This window comes from Colwellia psychrerythraea, assembly GCF_000764185.1.
Taxonomy (GTDB): Bacteria; Pseudomonadota; Gammaproteobacteria; order Enterobacterales; family Alteromonadaceae; genus Colwellia; species Colwellia psychrerythraea_B.
Genome location: NZ_JQEC01000006.1, coordinates 50,149 through 70,018 on the forward strand (window position 1 = coordinate 50,149; position 19,870 = coordinate 70,018).

General features: G+C 36.4%; 14 protein-coding genes. 9 read left to right on the forward strand and 5 right to left on the reverse strand.

What is annotated here, in order from left to right; translation table 11 throughout:
* The first annotated feature begins 6 nt into the window (after nt 1-6).
* The 3 genes from GAB14E_RS18595 (at nt 7) to prsR (ending at nt 6,649) form a co-directional block, all read left to right on the forward strand.
* Entirely contained in the window at nt 7-3,081 is a 3,075-nt protein-coding gene (locus GAB14E_RS18595) for an efflux RND transporter permease subunit (RefSeq protein WP_033080946.1), read from the forward strand.
* Between the two features lie 160 nt (nt 3,082-3,241).
* On the forward strand, nt 3,242-5,272 hold the full coding sequence (gene prsK, locus GAB14E_RS18590; protein WP_033080947.1) for an XrtA/PEP-CTERM system histidine kinase PrsK: 2,031 nt from the start codon (nt 3,242-3,244) through the stop codon (nt 5,270-5,272).
* 27 nt (nt 5,273-5,299) lie between these two features.
* Nucleotides 5,300-6,649 carry a PEP-CTERM-box response regulator transcription factor gene (prsR, locus tag GAB14E_RS18585; protein WP_033080948.1) on the forward strand — a complete coding sequence of 450 codons (1,350 nt, stop codon included), beginning with the start codon at nt 5,300-5,302 and terminating at the stop codon, nt 6,647-6,649.
* 23 nt (nt 6,650-6,672) lie between these two features.
* Here the strand turns inward: prsR and GAB14E_RS18580 are convergent, their stop codons facing one another.
* From GAB14E_RS18580 to GAB14E_RS18560, 5 genes are read right to left on the reverse strand one after another with little or no spacing between them, the layout of a single operon-like run.
* Nucleotides 6,673-7,707, reverse strand: a complete 1,035-nt coding sequence (locus GAB14E_RS18580) for an XrtA/PEP-CTERM system-associated ATPase (RefSeq protein ID WP_033080949.1) — start codon at nt 7,705-7,707, stop codon at nt 6,673-6,675.
* Between the two features lies 1 nt (nt 7,708).
* The gene (locus GAB14E_RS18575) at nt 7,709-9,310 is read right to left on the reverse strand and encodes a TIGR03016 family PEP-CTERM system-associated outer membrane protein (RefSeq protein ID WP_033080950.1); all 1,602 of its coding nucleotides are present in this window, start codon (nt 9,308-9,310) and stop codon (nt 7,709-7,711) included.
* The gene (locus GAB14E_RS18570) at nt 9,270-10,142 is read right to left on the reverse strand and encodes an XrtA-associated tyrosine autokinase (RefSeq protein ID WP_033080951.1); all 873 of its coding nucleotides are present in this window, start codon (nt 10,140-10,142) and stop codon (nt 9,270-9,272) included. The genes GAB14E_RS18575 and GAB14E_RS18570 overlap by 41 nt, the downstream gene beginning before the upstream one ends.
* Nucleotides 10,143-10,144: 2 nt before the next feature.
* Nucleotides 10,145-11,731, reverse strand: coding sequence for an XrtA system polysaccharide chain length determinant (locus GAB14E_RS18565; protein WP_033080952.1), 1,587 nt, complete (start codon nt 11,729-11,731; stop codon nt 10,145-10,147).
* 50 nt (nt 11,732-11,781) lie between these two features.
* Nucleotides 11,782-12,417, reverse strand: coding sequence for an XrtA/PEP-CTERM system exopolysaccharide export protein (locus GAB14E_RS18560; RefSeq protein WP_033080953.1), 636 nt, complete (start codon nt 12,415-12,417; stop codon nt 11,782-11,784).
* A 198-nt stretch (nt 12,418-12,615) separates the two neighbouring features.
* On the opposite strand from GAB14E_RS18560, the gene GAB14E_RS18555 reads away from it, so the two are divergent.
* From GAB14E_RS18555 to GAB14E_RS18535, 6 genes are all read left to right on the forward strand, one after another.
* A complete protein-coding gene (locus GAB14E_RS18555; protein WP_033080954.1) occupies nt 12,616-14,019 on the forward strand; it encodes a TIGR03013 family XrtA/PEP-CTERM system glycosyltransferase in 1,404 nt (467 codons plus the stop codon).
* 5 nt (nt 14,020-14,024) lie between these two features.
* Nucleotides 14,025-14,882 carry an XrtA system polysaccharide deacetylase gene (locus GAB14E_RS18550; RefSeq protein WP_033080955.1) on the forward strand — a complete coding sequence of 286 codons (858 nt, stop codon included), beginning with the start codon at nt 14,025-14,027 and terminating at the stop codon, nt 14,880-14,882.
* A gap of 71 nt (nt 14,883-14,953) precedes the next feature.
* The gene (locus GAB14E_RS18545) at nt 14,954-16,030 is read left to right on the forward strand and encodes a FemAB family XrtA/PEP-CTERM system-associated protein (protein WP_231561977.1); all 1,077 of its coding nucleotides are present in this window, start codon (nt 14,954-14,956) and stop codon (nt 16,028-16,030) included.
* 4 nt (nt 16,031-16,034) lie between these two features.
* Nucleotides 16,035-17,303 (forward strand): TIGR03087 family PEP-CTERM/XrtA system glycosyltransferase, encoded by a 1,269-nt coding sequence (locus tag GAB14E_RS18540; RefSeq protein WP_052093465.1) that lies wholly within the window; start codon nt 16,035-16,037, stop codon nt 17,301-17,303.
* On the forward strand, nt 17,300-18,763 hold the full coding sequence (gene xrtA, locus GAB14E_RS23875) for an exosortase A (RefSeq protein ID WP_052093466.1): 1,464 nt from the start codon (nt 17,300-17,302) through the stop codon (nt 18,761-18,763). Before GAB14E_RS18540 ends, xrtA begins: the two co-directional genes overlap by 4 nt.
* A complete protein-coding gene (locus GAB14E_RS18535) occupies nt 18,756-19,865 on the forward strand; it encodes a TIGR03088 family PEP-CTERM/XrtA system glycosyltransferase (protein ID WP_033080956.1) in 1,110 nt (369 codons plus the stop codon). The genes xrtA and GAB14E_RS18535 overlap by 8 nt, the downstream gene beginning before the upstream one ends.
* Nucleotides 19,866-19,870 lie beyond the last annotated feature (5 nt).

Consider the following 19,870-nt stretch of genomic DNA (forward strand, 5'->3'; position numbering starts at 1 on the left):
TAAGTAATGAAACTCCCTAGGCTTGCCATAGATAATGCCCAGTTCACTTTAACTATTATGTTGTTAATGGTTCTGGTTGGTGTGGTGTCTTATTTAAATATGCCTCGTTCTGAAGATCCACAGTTTGACTTGCCAGTAACCTTAATTGAAGTGGTTTATCCCGGGGCTTCTCCTAGTGATATTGAGACATTAGTGGTTGATCCCCTTGAGCAAGAAATTACTGATATAGAAAACATCAAAAAAATTGAAGCCAAAATCCATAATGGCGCCGTTAGAATTACCATAGATTTTCTTTATGGTACAGATGCTGAAGCGGCGTTTAATAAAGTAAAGCAGGCAGTATCAACGGTAAGGCCTAATTTACCTGCAGGCATTGCCCAATTATTAGTGTTAAAAGCAACACCAAGCAGTGTAGCAATTATGCAATTGGCTTTGTGGTCAGAGCCAACTGACTACAAAACCATGGAGTTACATGCCAAATTACTAGAAAAGCGCTTAGAAACCATAGCCAGTGTCCGTAAAGCAAGCATTTGGGGGTATCCTAGGCAAATTGTTGCTGTAGATATTAATTTGGTGTTAATAAAACACTATGGCTTAGCACTCACTGACATTACTCAGATATTGCAAGGTAGAGCAAAAAATATTACCCCTGGTTTTGTTGATGCTAACACGCGACGTTTTAATGTTAAGGCAAGTGGTAATTTCACTCAATTAGTTGATATCGAAAATACCATTATTAGTAATAGTAGTATGATCAGTGCCTATGGTCTGTTAAAGATTAAAGATGTTGCTAGTGTGAGTTTTTCCGATGCAGAGCCAAGCTATTTAGCTTATTTTGATGATATTCCAGCGATATTCATCACGGTTGAGCAACGAGAGAAAACTAATATTTTTGTTTTAACTGAACAAATAAATCAAGAGCTTGAACATTTTAAACAAAACTTGCCAAGCAACCTTAAGATCGACAAATTATTTCAACAAGCCGATAGCGTAAATATTCGTGTTAATGGCTTTTTTGATAATTTAACGCAAGGACTAATAATTGTCGGTTTGATGGCCCTACTCTTTTTAGGTATTCGTGAAGCCTTAGTGGTGATTATCGCTATTCCTATATCTTTTATGATGGCTATTGGTTGGCTGGATTTTAGTGGTTATGGCTTACAGCAAATGTCGATCGTTGGTTTAATAATAGCGTTAGGTTTGTTGGTGGATAACGCTATTGTGGTAACCGAGAGTATTCATAGAGAAAAGAAACTAGGCAAAGATATAAAAACAGCTGCGGCAAATGGCACTAGTAAGGTGGCTTGGGCTATAGCTAGTGGCACAATTACTACTATGTTAGCGTTTTTACCAATGTTGATGATTCAAAGTAATACCGGTGATTTTATTCGTTCAATGCCAGTTACTGTGGTTTTAGTATTATTTGCCTCGTTATTGGTGGCATTAACGTTAACACCATTATTAGCCAGTAAATTACTTGTAGCTATTGAGCAAGACACTAAACCTAAAGTCTTTAAAGTTAATACCCTACAGCATTACCTAAATATATTTGCTGAAAAAAGTTATGCCAATACTTTAACAGTATTAATGCGTAATAAAGTCATTGTTATTATCATTAGTTTATTGCTTTTAGTTGCCATGTTTTCTTTGTTTGCGCAAGTAGGGGTTAGCTTATTTCCAAAAGCTGAAAAACCGATGATATTAATTAATGTTAGCACTCCAGCAAATTCATCGTTAGCTCATACTGACAAGGTTCTTCAGCAAGTGCGTCAGCATGTTAAGAAATATACTCTAGTTGACAAAGTTGCGCTTAATATCGGTAATGCTAACCCACGTATTTATTATAATGAGGTGCCTAAGCGTGGCATGATCCGTTTTGGTCAAGCTTTACTGGTCTTAAAGGCCTATCAAGCGGATGATGTAACAAAGCTGGTGAAAAACTTACGTGATGATTTTAATCAATGGCAGCAGGCGGAAATAACCATTAAAGAGTTTACTCAAGGTCCTGTTACTGATCAAGTTATTGCCATTCGTTTATTAAGTGAGTCGTTAATTGATTTAGAAAAAGTTGCTAATCATTTGGCGGCACAAATGCGTCAGATATCAGGAGTAGTGAATATTGATAACCCCATTGGTATGGCAAATGCCGAATTGGCGCTAAGCATTAATTATCAACAAGCAGCATTAAGTGGTGTGAGCATAGAGCGATTAGATAATACTATTAGCACCATTTTATCAGGCACTACCATTGGTCAGTTTAATGATATCAATGGCGAAGACTATCCAATTTTGGTTCGCCGTAACAACCCTAATATTGATAGTTTATCGGCAATAGAAGTTAGTAATAATCAAGGTGTGGCAATTCCACTGGAGCAGTTAGCGACAATGGAGTTAAAAAAAGGTGGTAGTGATTTTTTTCATTATCAAAAGTTACGTATGGCTAAAGTTTCTGCTGATGTAGAGACAGGTTATTCAGTAGGTGAAATTACTCATGAATTGGTGAATTACCTTGAGCGGTATGATTTACCTAAAGGTATGTATTTCACTTTAGGTGGTGAAGAAGAATCAAGACAAAAAACTTTTGCGGGTTTAACGCAAGTAATGTTAATTACAGCGATGGGAATTTTTGCCGTATTAGTGTTGCAGTTTAAATCAATATTACAACCTATGATTATTTTTAGTTCAATTCCTTTTGCTATGGCTGGCTCTGTTATAGGGTTGTATTTGACAGGTTTATCTTTTTCTATGATGGCTTTTGTTGGTCTGATTAGTTTATTTGGTATTGTAGTTAACAATGCTATTATTTTAATTGATAGCACCAACGTTAACTTGAAGTTGGGCTTAGATAGACGTTCAGCCATACTAAAATCTAGCGCTGAGCGTTTTACACCAATACTATTAACCACATTAACAACTATTGGTGGCCTAATTCCATTAACTTTATTTGGAGGAGGTTTATGGCAACCATTGGGCGTTGTTTTAATTTCAGGCTTATGTGTTTCAGCTCTTTCAAGTTTCCTTTTGGTACCCATTTTAACCGAGTTGTTTACCCCTAAAACAAACGTTGAAAATTCAAATTAACCCTTTATTTATTGTATTTTAAGCCAATTAGGCAAAGACAAAATATTGAATTAATATATAATGGCGCGAGTGTGTATCAATATGTAATTAGGTGGCTTGTGCTATTTCTCAGCAATAAGCTGCGCAGCACAATAAATATCAATTCTCAGGAAATATATAAATGGAAGTAATTGGCTCATCAGGTTATTTTTTATCAGCCTGTGCCTATGTGATTTTTATTTTATTACTTTTAGCGGCACGAAATAAAACTCTAGCCGGTAGTTTGGTACTGTTAGCTGCATTATTAGTATTTTCCTCCTCTATGAGCGCGGCATTGCAACCTAAGCAAGGTTTTTCATTGCTAGTAGTCATGGCTTTAGAAACCTTTAAGTTAGCTGCTTGGTCGCTACTTATCATTTGTACACAAGCAAATATCACCTCAGTAAAATCTCTGATAACTCATCCGAAAGTAAAACAATACCTACAAGTTTGGAGTGGTTTATCTATCTTGTGTTGGGGGGCTGCATTATTTATTCCTGAGAGTGTGAAGTTCTTATTCTCATTATTTTTATTGCTTAACTTATGGCTTTTGGTATTACTCGAACAGTTATATAGAAATGCTGATGTTAAAGTCAAATGGGCTATTTGGTCATTAATTATCGCTTTAGGCATGGCAGCAGTATTTGACTTTGTACTTTTTGCTCAGGCGGCTATGGTCAATCAGCTAGATTTTTCTTACTGGTATGCGCGGGGGTTTATTGCAGCATTAGGTATGCCATTAATATTGGTAAGTACTAGGCGCATTAAAGACTGGTCTGTAGATGTTTTTGTTTCTCGTGAAGTGGTTTTTTATAGCTCAATGTTACTGATCTCAGGTGCTTATTTATTATTGCTGGCTATTGCTGGTTATGTAATTAATTATTTTGGTGGCGCTTGGGGTGACGTAATTAGTATCGCTTTTATAATTTTGGGTGGTAGTGTTTTAGCTGCTTTATTAATTACCGAGAAATTGCGTAGGGAAGTTAAGGTATTTATCACTAAGCACTTCTTTGCTAACAAATATGATTATCGAGTAGAGTGGCTTAAATCAATTGAGCAACTTGAAATTGGTGAAAATGATGACTGTTATCATACTGCAACCCATATAATTTGTTCATCTCTAAATATTCATCAAGGGGCATTAGTAAAAAAAATATCCCATGGTCAGTATCAGCCTTTATATCAGGAAAACTTTAACCTTGAGCAAAAGGACTTAAATTTTTTAATCGATGTTGATGATTTTTGTCAGCAACACGGTTGGATTATTGATGTTAGAGAGCTAGCCATAGTTGAGCAAAGTTACCCTGATTTATTATTAGATGTCCATTTATGCAGACAAAAAAATATTGATATAATTATTCCCATCTTTATGAATAAAGCAGTTTATGGCTTTTTCATATTAGCCATGCCTGAAGAGCAGGGGCTATTAAACTGGGAAGATAGGGACTTACTTTTCTCTATTTCCAGGCAGCTAAGTAATTACCTGTCGCTGAATGAAGCAAATGAAAGTTTAGCTGAATCTAAACAGTTTGATGCTTTTAATCGGATGTCTGCTTTTTTAGTCCATGATCTAAAAAATATTCAAGCTCAATTGGCATTAATCAGTAGTAATGCTAAACGTCATAGAGATAATCCCGATTTTATTGATGATGTTTTCGAAACAATAGCAGCGGCCAATGGCCGGTTAGATAAAGTATTAATACAATTACGTAACAAGCAGGTTGCAGAGAATAGTAAAAAGAATATTGATGTGCCAGCCTTAATCAAGGCAGTGGTTAAACAACGTAATGTGCAAATGCCACATATAAGTGTGCAATTACCGCTTGAAGGCAGAATATCTATCGATGAAGAAACGTTTTCTTCAATATTAAATCATTTATTACAAAATGGCCAAGAAGCGACAAATGAAAGTGGCTGGGTTAAGATAATCGTAGATATGACCGCTGATAATTTAAATATATCAATAATTGATGATGGTTGTGGTATGTCGACAGATTTTATCGCTAATCGCCTATTTAAGCCTTTTGATACCACCAAAGGTAATGCTGGTATGGGAATTGGCGTTTATGAAGCTAAACAGTTTATTGAAAGTGTGAACGGCACAATGCAGGTAACGAGCCGTGAAAATGAAGGTAGTCATTTTAAAATCGTTATACCGTGTAAAGCACTTTAAAAAGCAGATGAAGGAAATAGCATTACTATGGAAAAGTTACTCATTGTTGATGATGATCTCGGCGTACAAAAACAATTAAAATGGAGCTTAGCTGATTATGACGTTGTGCTCGCAGGTACCCGAGAAAGTGCTATTGCTGCAGTAAGGCGTCATGAGCCTAAAGTGGTTACTTTAGATTTAGGTTTACCACCAGATGCAGCCAATGCTAGCGAAGGCTTAGCTGCATTAAAGCAAATATTAGAAATAGCCCCGCATACCAAAGTTATTGTAATTACAGGTAATGACGATCGTACTAATGCGCTAAAAGCTATTGAAATGGGGGCTTATGACTTCTACCAAAAACCAGTAGATGGTGATGTTATCAATGTCATAGTTTCTCGTGCTTTTAGTTTAGCAACTATAGAAATAGATAACCGCAGTATGATGTCTATAGTGGGTTGCGATACCGGTATAATTGGTAGCAGTGAAAGTATTGATAGATTACGTCTTATGGTACAACGTATTGCACCAACTGAGATCACTGCGTTATTACTGGGCGAAAGTGGCACAGGCAAAGAGGTAACTGCAAAAGCAATTCACAAAGTGAGTGATCGTAGCAATAAGCCGTTTATTGCCATTAATTGTGCTTCTATCCCTGAAAATTTGTTAGAGAGTGAGTTATTTGGCTTTGAAAAAGGCGCTTTTACTGGTGCTCATAAGACCACGCTAGGAAAGATAGAGTGCGCCCAAGGAGGTACACTTTTTTTGGATGAAATAGGTGATATGCCTTATCCTTTACAAGCTAAATTATTACGTTTTTTACAAGAAAAAATTATAGAGCGTTTAGGCGGGCGAAAAGAGATTCCTGTGGATGTCCGTGTCATTTGCGCCACTAATCAAAATCTTGAAGAAATGGTTGCTAGTAAAGTCTTTAGGGAAGATTTATTTTATCGGATTACAGAAATCACGCTGAATATACCACCCCTACGAGATCGTGAAGAAGACGTACTTATTTTAGCTAACTTCTTTTTACAACAATATTCAGCAGAATATAAGCGTAATGCTAAGTCGTTTGCAGATGATGCACTGTATGGATTAAGACATCATAGGTGGCCGGGTAATATTCGAGAGCTACAAAATAAAGTCAAATCATCGGTAATTATGAGCACTAGCAGTCAAGTAACAGCTTTTGATCTTGGATTTTTTGATAAACAAAATGCGGAATATGAACTGTCTCTGAATTTGCGCGCTGTTCGAGAACAAGCTGAAACTATTGCTATTCAAAAAGCTTATGCATTAACCGAAGGGAATATGTCTAAGACGTCGGAATTACTGGGTATTACCAGACCAACGCTTTATTCATTAATTGAAAAATATAAAATTGCTATAAACATTTAAATAAAGTGCTTAGCAGCTGAGAGTTATTCACTATCAGCTGCTTTACTTTGCAATTCAGCGAACTCACGACTTTTTTTCTTTAAAAGTTTATCAATATAACGCGTCATTTTCACTTTCTGCTGGATAGAACCCTCTAATATCTCTTCCACTTCACGTAATACATTTTTTATATTTTCAACATTTTCAGTTGAATTAATTACCGAAGGTTGAGCTTTATTATCGAGACTTGCACCATTAAGGGAGCCGGTTAACTCAACTGACATTTCCTTGGCAACTTCATTGATGACCGAACAGCTAATCTGTGTGAGCTCTTCAAGGAAGCCAAATAATAATAACCTATCGACAAAAATATTTATCTTTCGTGGTACACCTAACGTTTTTTCAAAAATTAGCTGGAAAGCTTCATCAGGAAATAAAGCCTCTCTATTACAGTTTGCTTGTGCCAAGCGGTGATTAATATAATCCTTCACTTCCTCAACATTAAGAGGTTTTAGGTGGGCAGAGGCTATAATTCGTTGTCGAAATTGTTCCATTTCGGGTGCTGAAATTATGGCTTTTAACTCTTCTTGACCTAATAAGAAACTTTGGATGAGGGGTTTGTTATCAAGCTGGAAATTAGATAACATTCGTAATTCTTCAACTGTTTCTGAAGGTAGGTTTTGTGCTTCATCAACAAGTAATAAAGCACGTTTACCTTGTTTATTTAAACCAATTAAAAACTGTTCAATGCTTTGTAATAAATCAGCCTTACTATTGCCCTTTACTGTGATATTAAACTCAGCGGCGACGAGTTCAAGTAACTCAACGGGGGATAATTTAGTGGTAACAAGCTGCGCAGCAACAATATTTTCATCAGCAATACTTGCTAATAAATTTCTAGCAATGGTTGTTTTACCAGTACCTATTGGGCCGGTAATAACAATAAAACCTTCACCTTGGTCTAAGCCGTATTGTAAGTAAGATAAGGCTCGTTGATGATGGCTAGTAGCAAAGAAAAATCGTGGGTCAGGGCTTAACTGGAAAGGTCGCTCACTAAAGCCATAGTAACTCTCATACATATTAGAAATCTTTTGTTAAATTAATGGAAGCACGAGCTTCGGTGTAAGTGTAGCGCTCAAAATTTGATTGCCTATCAAGGTATTGTAGCGTAAAAAAAGCATTGAGTGAGGACGCTAAGCTTTTATTAAGCGTAGTAGAGAACGTTTTATAAATATCTTCTTGTCGTGGACCTTCAGGTCTATCTTTGTCAAAAACATTCTTGCTGTAATCAACATAGACAGTCACATCACTTCTGGCACTAATACGACGAGTGATGCTGAAGCGGGCATCAAGGTAATCGTCAATAATACCAGTACTTAAACTTTCTCGTTCGCGGTTAGATACATCTAGGGAAAATGTAGTACGTGGCAAGGCTAATTGGGACTGCCATGCTAAGCGTTTATTCAAAGTAAACTCATTGTTTTCTTCTAAGACCAGTGAGGTTAACTGTATGCTTTGAAAGCCATTATTATCATCTGGCACTTGGCCAAAAGGTAAACATTCATTTAAACCTGTGGCGCTTTCAGGGCACCATATTTCACCAGCGGGTACTTCCTGGTAACTATTACGATCAAACACTTCAATAGTTTCATGGTAAGAAATACTATTCGTTAGTCTTTTAGTTTTATGCGAAAAGTCTAATTCATATGAGTCACCAAAAAAGCGCTTAGAATGCCCTGCTTTAAGCGATGTCCGTGCTGATGGCTGCCAATCAATATTGGCAGCAACATAGTCATCGCTCGTTTGTGTATCATCATTGACGTAGTTATATGATAAATCGATAAGGAAGTGTTTTGCGACCTGGTAACGAATACCTGGACCCCAAGATGGGATAGCGTCAGGGTTACTTCCTGCTAACGTACCTGTTACTTTTTCATTATAAAGTCGGACAAAAGGGTTTATTTTGTACTGGGTGATGGCACCAAGTTTAGTTTCTAAATGGTAATTTTCACTAGTAAAACCATCGTTTTTTCTATTTGAAAAAGAACCATCAACTTGCCAAAAAACATAACGAGCTGCATTACCATTCTTACTGTTTATAAGCGCAGTGTAGCCGTTGCTTTCACCTATATCATCTTCACTCTGGACTATGTTGTAGATAAAAGAAGAAGAAAGTGCGTAGTCGCTATTAGCACTGGAATATTGTAAACCTGCGGAGTGATGTTGTTGTTGAATTGTATCGGCAGTAATTAAGTCAGCTAAACTATTACCCGTATCACTTTTACTAACATTAGCTATTGAGGAGTTAGCTATAACTTGTAATTTGTCTTGCCAAATTGAGTATGAGATGTTTGCTAGTAGTGTTTGGTAGTCATCATTAAGCTTACTATTATGGCTGTAACCGGCCAAGGTTTCTGTGCCTGAAAATGATAACTGGAGTTTTCTCGAGCTATAATTAATATCCGCGCCAATGATAAATTGATTTACCAGGCTGGATTGTTTATCTATTTGATTTAGTTCAATATTATTCGTATAAGTTTCGGTTAGCCCTAAACTGGGATTAAAGCGCCACTCACCCGCGAATGAGCCGCTTGATAATAATAAGCCAGCTATTGCGAAATAAAGTACAGTCGGCAGAGGTTTACTGGTTTTTTCTGCCATAGCCATATCCATAATAGCCATAGATATCCTTTTTAGATCTAATGGTTTTATTCATAACTAAGCCTAAAGCAATATCGCTATTTAATTGACTTACTGCGGTTTTAACATCATCTGTTTTAGTTTTTGACTCTTCTACCACGATGAGTGCTTGACCTACAAGGTCAGATAACAAGGGGGTTTCGGTAACACCGAGAATTGGCGGGCAGTCAAAAATAACGATTCTATCAGGGTAACGCTCAGCGAGTTCTTTCGCTAATTTTTCCATACGTTCACTGGCCAATAGTTCATTGGTCAAATGATGCGGCTTCCCGGCAGGAATAAGCTTTAAGTTATCAATGTTAGTACTATAAATAATATCGGAAAGTGACGGTACTTCAGCTAATAAATATTCAAGTAAGCCCTTTTTGCTTTCGAACTCTAGCTCTCTATGCAAACTAGGTCTCAATACATCAGCATCAATTAGTAGTACTGTTTTATCTTGCTCTAAGGCGATACTTAAAGCTAAGTTAATGGCTACATAGGTCTTTCCCTCATTGGGATGCGAGCTGCTGACCATAATTAAGTTACTATTATGTAGCGTTTTTGCTGCTAAGCCAAAGGCATTATTGAGTAATTTTCTTTTGATATGGCGGAACTCTTCTTGGATGTGATGAGCACTATCTGGGCTATAAATAAAACCGCGCTCATTTAATCTATCGCCATTTAAAATTATTTTATCTTTGTTGCTCGGCTCTGAATAGTTATTTGTATTTTGAAGGTTATCTTCAGCTATAACAACTTGCTCAGAGCTGTTGATTATTTTTTCTTGCTGAGCTAGCTTTTGCTTAGCCAAGGCTTTTTCAATGGTACTCATGGCTAAAATATCCTTTTTAATGGTGCTTGTATGATGTTAGGAAATATGAAATAAGAAATAAATAACACCAGTAAACACAGTAGCAAGAAGTTTGAGCCAACAAAAATAAAAGTTTTCTTTTTATGCCATTTTTGTAAACCTAGATTTTCATTAGCTGAGACAACACCAAAAATAGGTACTCCTGTGGCTTTCGATAATTGAACTGTAGAAGTGGCCACAGGGTTTAATAGACTCATCAATAAAGATAAACCAATGCCGACACCAAATCCTAATATGGTGATAACGGCAAATAAAATAAAACGTTTAGGTCCCGAGGGTTTAGTGGCTACAAGTGGAGGGTCTATAGTACGAAATTGAATTTTATCAGTTGTTTCATCCGCTTGTTGTGCAAGTTGTGCTGTCTCTTTACGCCCTAGTAGTTCTAGATATTTTTCTTTAGTGATATCATAACCACGATTTAAGGCGACTAATTGAGCCTCTATTTCTGGTAATGTATGTACTCTGTTTTCAAGTTCAATAATACGCTGGCGGTAATTGTCGGCTCTAACATTAAGGGAAGCAATCAAGTTCTCTAGTTGATTGACTTCAATTTGTACTTCTTGGATAACTGGGTTAGCACTCAACCGCTTTAAGCTGCCACTACTATCACTATTTTGTGCTAAATATTTTTCTATTTCGCTACTACGCAGCTTATTTAAATGTGCCAAGTTGCGGCTAACTTCAATAACATCAGGATGTCTATCGGTATAGCGTAACTTTAAGGTATCTAGTTGTACTTCCAATTCCGTGATACGGTCATCATAAGTCGTTTGAATTGAACTATCACTTTTAATCTTATTATCACCTTTAGCATCAGCAACTATTGATTGAGAAAGTTGTTTTTTTGCCGATTCTAGGCGAGTTTTATTTTCTAATATATCTAATTCAATGGCTTTGAGATTATCTCTATCATTATTGAGCCTAGTATAATAACCACCTGACTGTTCAGGTAAAATTCCACTGTATTTCTGTTTAAAGCTAGTTAACCTAGCTTCCGAGTTAGACAAACGATTTTCATAATCCTTAATTTGAGTATTTAAGAATTTTTGTGCGCTATCAGAGTCACTTCGAGTTTCCCCCAAGGTGTTTTCAATAAATACAGTTAACGCGGAGCGGACAATGTTTCTTGCCATTTCAGGGTCTTTATCTTCAATACTTAAAGTGTAGATATTCTCTCTACCCCCTCCTGATATTTTAATGTTCTTTTTAAGGTCCTTTAATATCTCTTCGTGTTCTTCATTATTGTTGGCCTGCACGTCTAAATCAGTCATGCGCGCTATACGCTCAAGGTTTGGTCGGCTTAATAGCGTTTTAATCATTAAACGAATTTGCGTATTGGGGTTAGTCTCTACCGTTAAGCCCTTTAATAGTGGCCTTAACAATGACTGTGTATCTACATATACTCTTGCTTCTGATTCATAAACATCAGGCATAGCCGAAACGGCATACCAACCGAGTGGACAAATAAGCCAAGTTGCTATGATGATATAACGACGCTTTAACCAAATCCCTTTTAGATAATCAATTATTTCTTCAAATAAGTCTTGCATTACGAACCTTTAATTTTGTACTAAATGATGATACTTAAGTGCTGAAAACCTTAAAACCACGCTTCTGGAATAATAATGATATCACCGGGTAACATATCAACATTGGCACTGATCTCTCCATCCTTAAGTAGCTGATCAATCATTATTTGGTATTGTGATTGCTTGCCATCTTCAATACGTATGAGAACGGCATCATTACCATCGGCGAACTCAGTTAAACCACCTACCTGAATCATTACATCTAGTAAGGTCATATGTTGGGTATAGTTGATTGCCTGTGGTTGAGCTGCTTCACCAATAACACGTACTTGCTCACTAAAAGGGCCAACAAAGTTAGCTACAGTGACCGTTACAGTAGGGTCACGTAAGTAAGTTGCTAATATTTCTTCAATTGATCGGGCTAATTCTGTTGGTGTTTTGCCTGTTACCTTAATATCTTCTACTAAAGAGGTGGTAATCATGCCATCAGGACGTACCACAAAAGAACCTGAAACCTCAGGGTTACGCCAAACAAATATGTTGAGGACATCACCAGAACCAATTAGATATTTATAGGAATTTATATTGGCTGTATTCGAAGGGTGTAAAGTTGCGCTTGGCAGTGTGTTATTCGAGCTACAGCCACTAATAATAGTGGTGAGCAATAGCAAGCCAATTTTTAGGTTTTTGGCAAAGCGATTATCCATAATTTACACCTTTTATAAAATACAATTTAATTGGAAAATAATAGCTAATTGTATGATATTTTGTCGGCTTTTAGCAATGTAAATTAACATCTGTAAATAAAACGTTAACTTCTGCCTGTTTTTTGTTAGAATTAGCGCTGTTTTGTCGGTGGATAGTTGCTATTTAGCAAATATCAATTAAAGGGAATCTAGCCGGTTATGTCTAGTTCGAAATTTCGTGATTTATCTGCAGGTACTAAATCTTTAATAGTCATAGAGCAAATATTATTTGCTGGTGCCTTGTTGTCAGCTGTTCATTTGAATGAACTATATAATATAGTTGACTTTCAACTAGTACCTGATGGTTTTTTATTATTGTACGCGGTTATTTTTGGTTTACTTAATCAATTAAGTGCCTTGGCCTTAGGCCTTTATAATTCCAAACTGAGAGAAAGCTTTCGTGGCATTTTTCGTCGGATGTTGATGTGTGTATCTGTTGCCTTTTTTGTAGCAACTATAATTAACCCTCTTTATGGGAAAAATATTTTACCTATTGAGTTATTGGCAATTGCCTCATCTATTAGTGTCTTTCTTGTCAGCAGTTTTCGTTATTTTACTTTTAAAGTGGATTTTTTTGGCTTTGGTAAACGTAATATTTTAGTTATGGGGTCAGGAGAAAGGGCCTCCATTATTGAAAGACGTATGCGACGTGATGTTGACAGGCAAGATTTCACTGTGCATGGCTTTATTGTAATGGAAGGTGATTCTCCTGATGGTATCCAACGAGAAACTCGTCTCAAAATTGATGATACTCTTGTTAATTATGCTCTTGCCCATAACATTGATGAAATTGTAGTTGCTAATGACGAACGACGTAACAACTTACCCGTAGATGAATTGTTTGCCTGTAAAATTCGCGGTATTGAAATCACTGAGATACTTGATTTTATTGAGAGAGAAACAGGGCAAATAGCTGTAAATTTGATATATCCAAGTTGGGTGATTTACTCCAATGGTTTTGCTTCTAATAATCATTTACGTAATACCCTTGATTGGATATTCAATGCGATAATGGCATTGTGTTTACTGGCTGTTGTCTGGCCTATAATGTTGATTACAATGTTATTAATAAAGATAACGGAAGGGGTTCATGCGCCGGTTTTTTATAAACAAGAACGGGTTGGTTTAGATGGCGAACCGTTTGAAATTATTAAGTTTCGTAGTATGCGTTTAGATGCCGAAAAAAATGGCGCTCAAATGGCTAGTGAAAATGATAACCGCATAACTAAAATAGGTAATTATTTACGTAAATATAGAATTGATGAATTACCGCAAATTTGGAATGTACTTCATGGTGATATGGGTTTTGTTGGTCCAAGGCCAGAACGACCACAGTTTGTACAAGGTTTAATTAAAAATCTTCCTTATTATAACGAGCGTCACAATGTTAAGCCGGGCTTAACAGGCTGGGCACAACTTAAGTATCCTTACGGTGCTACAGAAGCAGATTCACTCGAAAAATTAAAATATGACCTTTACTACATTAAACATCGTAGCTTCTTATTAGATTTATTAATCCTCATTAGAACTGTTGAGATTGTTTTATTTGGCAAGGGACGTTAATCGCAATGCAAGATGTAAATAAAATGAGCGGTTTACCAGAAAAACAAGTATTAACGGTTGATGTAGAAGATTATTTTCATGTTTCTGCTTTTGAAAAAGCTATTAATAGGGATGATTGGAAAAACTTAGAACTACGAGTTGAGGCAAATACTTACAAATTATTAGCTTTGTTTGAGCAAAAACAGGTCAAATGTACTTTTTTTACTTTGGGTTGGGTGGCGGAGCGTTGTCCTAATTTGATTAAAGCAATTGTTGACCAAGGTCATGAATTAGCAAGTCATGGTTTTGCCCATCAACGTGCGACAATAATGACACCTGATGAGTTTCGCCAAGATGTCAGTAGGAGTAAAGCGGTGCTTGAGGATGCTTCTGGTCAGTCGATTATAGGTTATCGAGCACCAAGTTTCTCTTTTAATGATAGTAATACCTGGGTGTATGACATATTAGTCGAATTAGGTTTTGAATACAGTTCTAGTACTTATCCGATTGAACATGACTTATATGGTGTACCAGACTGGCCTCGTTTTAAATATCAAAGGGCTGAAGGGATTATTGAGATACCCGTTCCGACGATACGAAAAAATGAACAGAATACCGGAATAGGCGGCGGTGGATACTTCCGACTTTATCCTTATTGGTTATCAAAAAGGCGTATTGATAGTTATTTGAATGCTGAAAAACAACCTTATAGCTTTTATTTTCATCCCTGGGAAATAGACCCAGAACAACCACGTGTAGCTGGAGCTTCAGTTAAATCTAAGCTTCGTCATTACTTAAACCTTTCTCGTATGGAAGGTAAGATAGTGCGTTTATTAGAAGATTATCAATGGGACACAATGAAAAGTGTCTACTTGGGTAAGTAGCTAAAAATTAAACGGATCTAATTCAGTTATGGTGGTGTCACCATTAAGCGAAATAACAAGAGAATGGACACTTGAATACTATTTATAATAAAAGTTCTAAATCAGCTTCTAACAATACAATTAAACAGCTAAGTACATCTGAGTTTTCGAAGTGGGATTGTTATGTTAAAAATCATCCGCAGGGCAGTTTTTTTCATTTAAGTGGTTGGAAAGAGGTTATTTCAAAAAGCTTCAATCATGATTGCTACTTTTTGTATGTAGAAATTGATGGCAAAATTTCCGGCGTACTACCTTTAGTTGAAGTCAAAAGTAAGTTATTTGGTCATGCGCTGATTTCAACACCTTTTTGTGTGTATGGTGGTGCAATTGCTGATACTCCTGAGCTAGTACGTCAATTAGAACAGCAAGCTTGTCAATTAGCAGAGAAACTTTCTGTTGATTATTTGGAGCTGCGTTATCAAGAAAAACAAGAGTCATCTTTATTATTGAAACAAGCACACAGTACTTTTGGTTTTGCATTGGCTGAAGATAACGAGAAAATATTAGCGAGTATCAAGAAAAAGCAGCGTGCCGTGATTCGTCACTCGCTTAAAAATGAACTGAGTTTTTCACTAGAGCAAGGTAAGTCAAATTTAGCTGATTTCTATCAATTATTATCAACAAGTTATCGCAACTTAGGTACACCTATCTTTAGTAAAAACTACTTTGACAATTTGGTAGATGTTTTTGGTGATAATATTGATATAGCAGTCATTAAAAATAAAGATAATCAGCTATCAAGCGCGGTGATGAATTTTTATTTTAACGAACAAGTTCTGCCTTATTATGGCGGAGGTAATGATAGTGCCCGAGGTCTTAAAAGCGCAGATTACATGTATTATCAAGTGATGTGTAATGCGAGTGAAAAAGGTTATCGTTGGTATGATTTTGGCCGTAGTAAAAATGACAGTGGCCCATATAAATATAAGAAAAACTGGGGCATGGAGCCTAAGTCACTCTATTATTATTACCACTTAGTCAATGCGACTGAATTACCAAACCTCAGCCCGAACAACCCAAAATATAAATTATTTATTCAACTTTGGCAGAAATTACCGCTAAAAGTCAGTCAACTTGTTGGTCCTTTTTTATCTAAGTTTTTAGGATAAATATATGAACAGCCCTGATGAACATTTTAATGTGGAAGTAGTAGCCAATACGACACAAAAAGAACCTTTGTTGTTCTTGTGTCATCGTATTCCGTTCCCGCCAAATAAAGGCGATAAAATTCGCTCGTTTAATATTTTGAAAAAACTAAGTGAGCAATATGATGTTCATCTTGGTTGTTTTATTGATGACCAGTTTGATAAAAAATATGTTTCAGGTTTACACAAATATTGTACTGCTATATTTCATTTAAATCTGCACAAAACACTAGCAAAAATAAAAGGGTTGACCGGTTTTGTAACTAATAAGCCGATCACACTGCCATACTATTTTGATAAGCGTATGCAACAGTGGACTAATCGTACTATCGCGCAACATAAGATTGAAAAAGTATTTATTTACTCTTCTTCTATGGCGCAGTATGTCCAAGGTGATGAGTATCAAACATTAGAGCGTGTTATTGATTTTGTTGATGTAGATTCTGATAAATGGCGTCAATATGCGGAGAAAAAATCAGGCATAGCAAAGTGGTTCTTTAATCGAGAATATAAGTTATTGGCGAAAGAAGAAAATACTATTTGTGCACAATTTATCCATAGCCTATTTGTTTCTCCAGATGAAGCGAAACTCTTTCGTGATAATCAACCAAAAGCCCAGCAGAGTAAAGTACACGGTGTACTTAATGGTGTAGATGTTAATTTTTTTAATCCAGAAACCAGTTTTTCTGAGGAAAACTTAGTTCCTAATGTGCCTTTTATCAGCTTTACTGGAGCGATGGACTACTGGGCGAATGTTGATGCGGTTTTATGGTTCGTAGAACAAGTTTGGCCGCTAATATTAATCAAACAGCCTAATGCCATTTTTTGTATTGTTGGTGGTAACCCTAGCAGTGAGGTTAAGGCTTTAGTTAAAAGCACTAAAGGCATTGTTGTGACTGGTAGGGTACATGATGTCAGGCCTTTCATAAAAAATGCTCAATGTGTTGTCGCACCACTGCAAATAGCTCGTGGTATTCAAAACAAAGTACTTGAAGCCATGTCGCTTAATAAAGCCATTGTTGTAACAACAATGGCTATGGAAGGTATCAATGCACAGCAATCTGATGGTGTGATAATTACTGATGGTAAACATACCTATGCACAAGCTTGTTTAGCATTGTTAGATGAGCAACCAAAAACACTAAAAAATAGAGAGTGGGTTTTAGAGCACTTTACTTGGCAGCAAACCTTGCAGCCATTAGCTGGTTATTTCTCTACTAAGGAAAATCATCAGTGAAGATAACCGATAATCGTTTTCTGGTGATATTTTCATTACTTATTCTTGCTTGGGCACTTGTCTATCAAGATGCTTTAGTAGGCATGGAAGCAATTTGGTCAAGATCTGATACCTTTGCACATGGCTACTTTATTCTGCCTATTTGTTTATGGCTTTTATGGCGAGATAAAGCCAACTTATTAGTCAGTACTGTACAGCCAAGCTGGTTAGCTTTACCACTATTAGCCATCTCATTATTTGTTGGCCTATTTGCTTATGCGGCTGATATTAGTGTTTTAAGTCAGCTGTCTGCGGTTACTTCACTTATATTTTTATTATGGTTGTTAATAGGTAATAAATTGGCTTGGCGTTATAAGTTTCCTTTGGCTTACTTATTGTTTGCTGTACCTATGGGGGAAAACCTGATCCCTTGGCTACAAGATGTAACGGCATGGTTTACTGTTTTCTTCCTTAAATTGAATGGAATTCCTGTTTATGTTGATGGCTTATATATCCAAATACCTACCGGTATGTTTGAAGTTGCTGTTGCCTGCTCTGGTATTCGTTACTTAATCGCTTCTGCAGCTGTTGGTGCTTTATACGGACATCTAACATATAAAAAAATACATAAACAAATTGTTTTTTTTGTTTTTTCTTTAACATTACCTATTTTAGCTAATGGAATTCGTGCCTATGGCATAGTGGCGATTGCTTATTATTCAGATATGGAATATGCCACAGGAGCAGACCACCTAATTTATGGTTGGCTGTTCTTTGGTCTGATAATCATGTTGATGTTTTGGATAGGTGGTTTTTTTGCTGATGAATTCAATAATGAAATTAAAATCCCCCCTCCTAGCTCTGATAAACAGATATCTTCCTCTATTTATCTCGTACCAGGTGTGAGTGCTTTCTTGTTTGCTGTGTCACTTTATTTATTTCAAGCGATCCCTTCTGTTAATATGACCGAAGAGCCTATAAATAAGGATGTTAAGGTTAATTCATCTTGGGGGATTTCGTTTACCGATTCACTTGAGAGTTCTGAATACACTACCGAAAAAGGGATAGATGTTTTTCATGCTATTTATGCGAATAAACAAAGTCGTGGTGAAATGATTTCATCGAATAATGCGATGCATGAACAAGATAGATGGACAGTTATAGCGACTAAAGAATTACTCTATGAAGATGAGCCCGTTATGTTAGTGCATTTACGTAATACAAACGGAACGTCGAGAAGTTACTTATACCAATATAAAGTAGGTGATTTTTATACCGTAAATGAAAATAAAGCTAAATTGATGCAAGCTTGGAATAGTTTATCGCGTCAATCAGATATTAGTGAAATTAGGGCAATATCCATAGCCGGGAGAGATCATGTTGATCTAGCTGAGCAAAGTTTATTGTCTATTTTTAGTGCTCTGACTTTTTCCCCCCTTAATATGAAAGAAAATCATCAGAGGCACCTCAACCGTGACTGATTTTAAGCAGCCAATCCCAGTGATAGTTCATCTAATACATCGTTTAGATATTGGTGGTTTGGAGCGAGTGATGTTGAACTGTATTAATCAGATGCAAGGTGAAAACTTTGAACATGTAATTATTTCGTTGACCGACGAAAATAATTTTTCGCAATCAGCGAATAATCCAATTAAAGTTTATTGTTTAGGAAAAAAAGAAGGCAGTGATCTTGGTATTCATTTTAAACTATTTACCCTTTTAAGAAAAATAAAACCAGCTGTATTACATACTTATAATCTCCCTACCATTGAATACCATCCGATTTCTTGGTTGGCCGGTGTAAAAGGCCATATTCATGCAGAGCATGGACGTGATATTGGCGATCCACAAGGGCTGAATAAAAAGCATAATTTTTTACGAAAGCTGATGGCTAGATTTATTAATAGATATATCAGCGTGAGTGAGGACTTACATTACTGGTTGATAAATACTGTTGGTATACCAGGAAAAAAGGCATTGTTGATTCAAAATGGTATTAACACAGAGCTTTTTAATGTGCCAAAAACACTAAGCAAAAAATTGCGCTTCACGATTGTTGCACGTATCAGCCCAGTAAAAGATCACCAAAATTTATTGAACGCTTTCAGCTTGTTAAGAGAACAATTACCTGCAGAAAAGTTACCACATCTTGCTATCGTGGGTGAGGGTGAGCAACGAGCGAAATTAGAACAATACTGTAATGAGCAGGGCTTAGGTACAGTCTCTTTTCTTGGTGCTCGTAATGATATAGAGCAAATTTTATCGGATACTGATGTTTTTGTTTTATCGTCTATTGCTGAAGGGATACCAATGACTATCTTAGAGGCTATGTCAGCTAAAACACCGATAGTTGCGACAAGAGTCGGTGGTATTCCAGAAGTAGTAGAAGATGCCAAAGAAGGATTTTTAGTTGATAAAAGTAATGCAACAGCATTAGCGCAGGGGTTACTTAACTATATAAACCAACCCGAACTTATTCTCGAGCATGGTGAAAATGCACGAGCAAAAGTATTGAAACAATTTAATGAAAAACACATGGTGCAAGCTTACTTAGAGCAGTATAAAGCACTCGTTAAAGGATAATAATA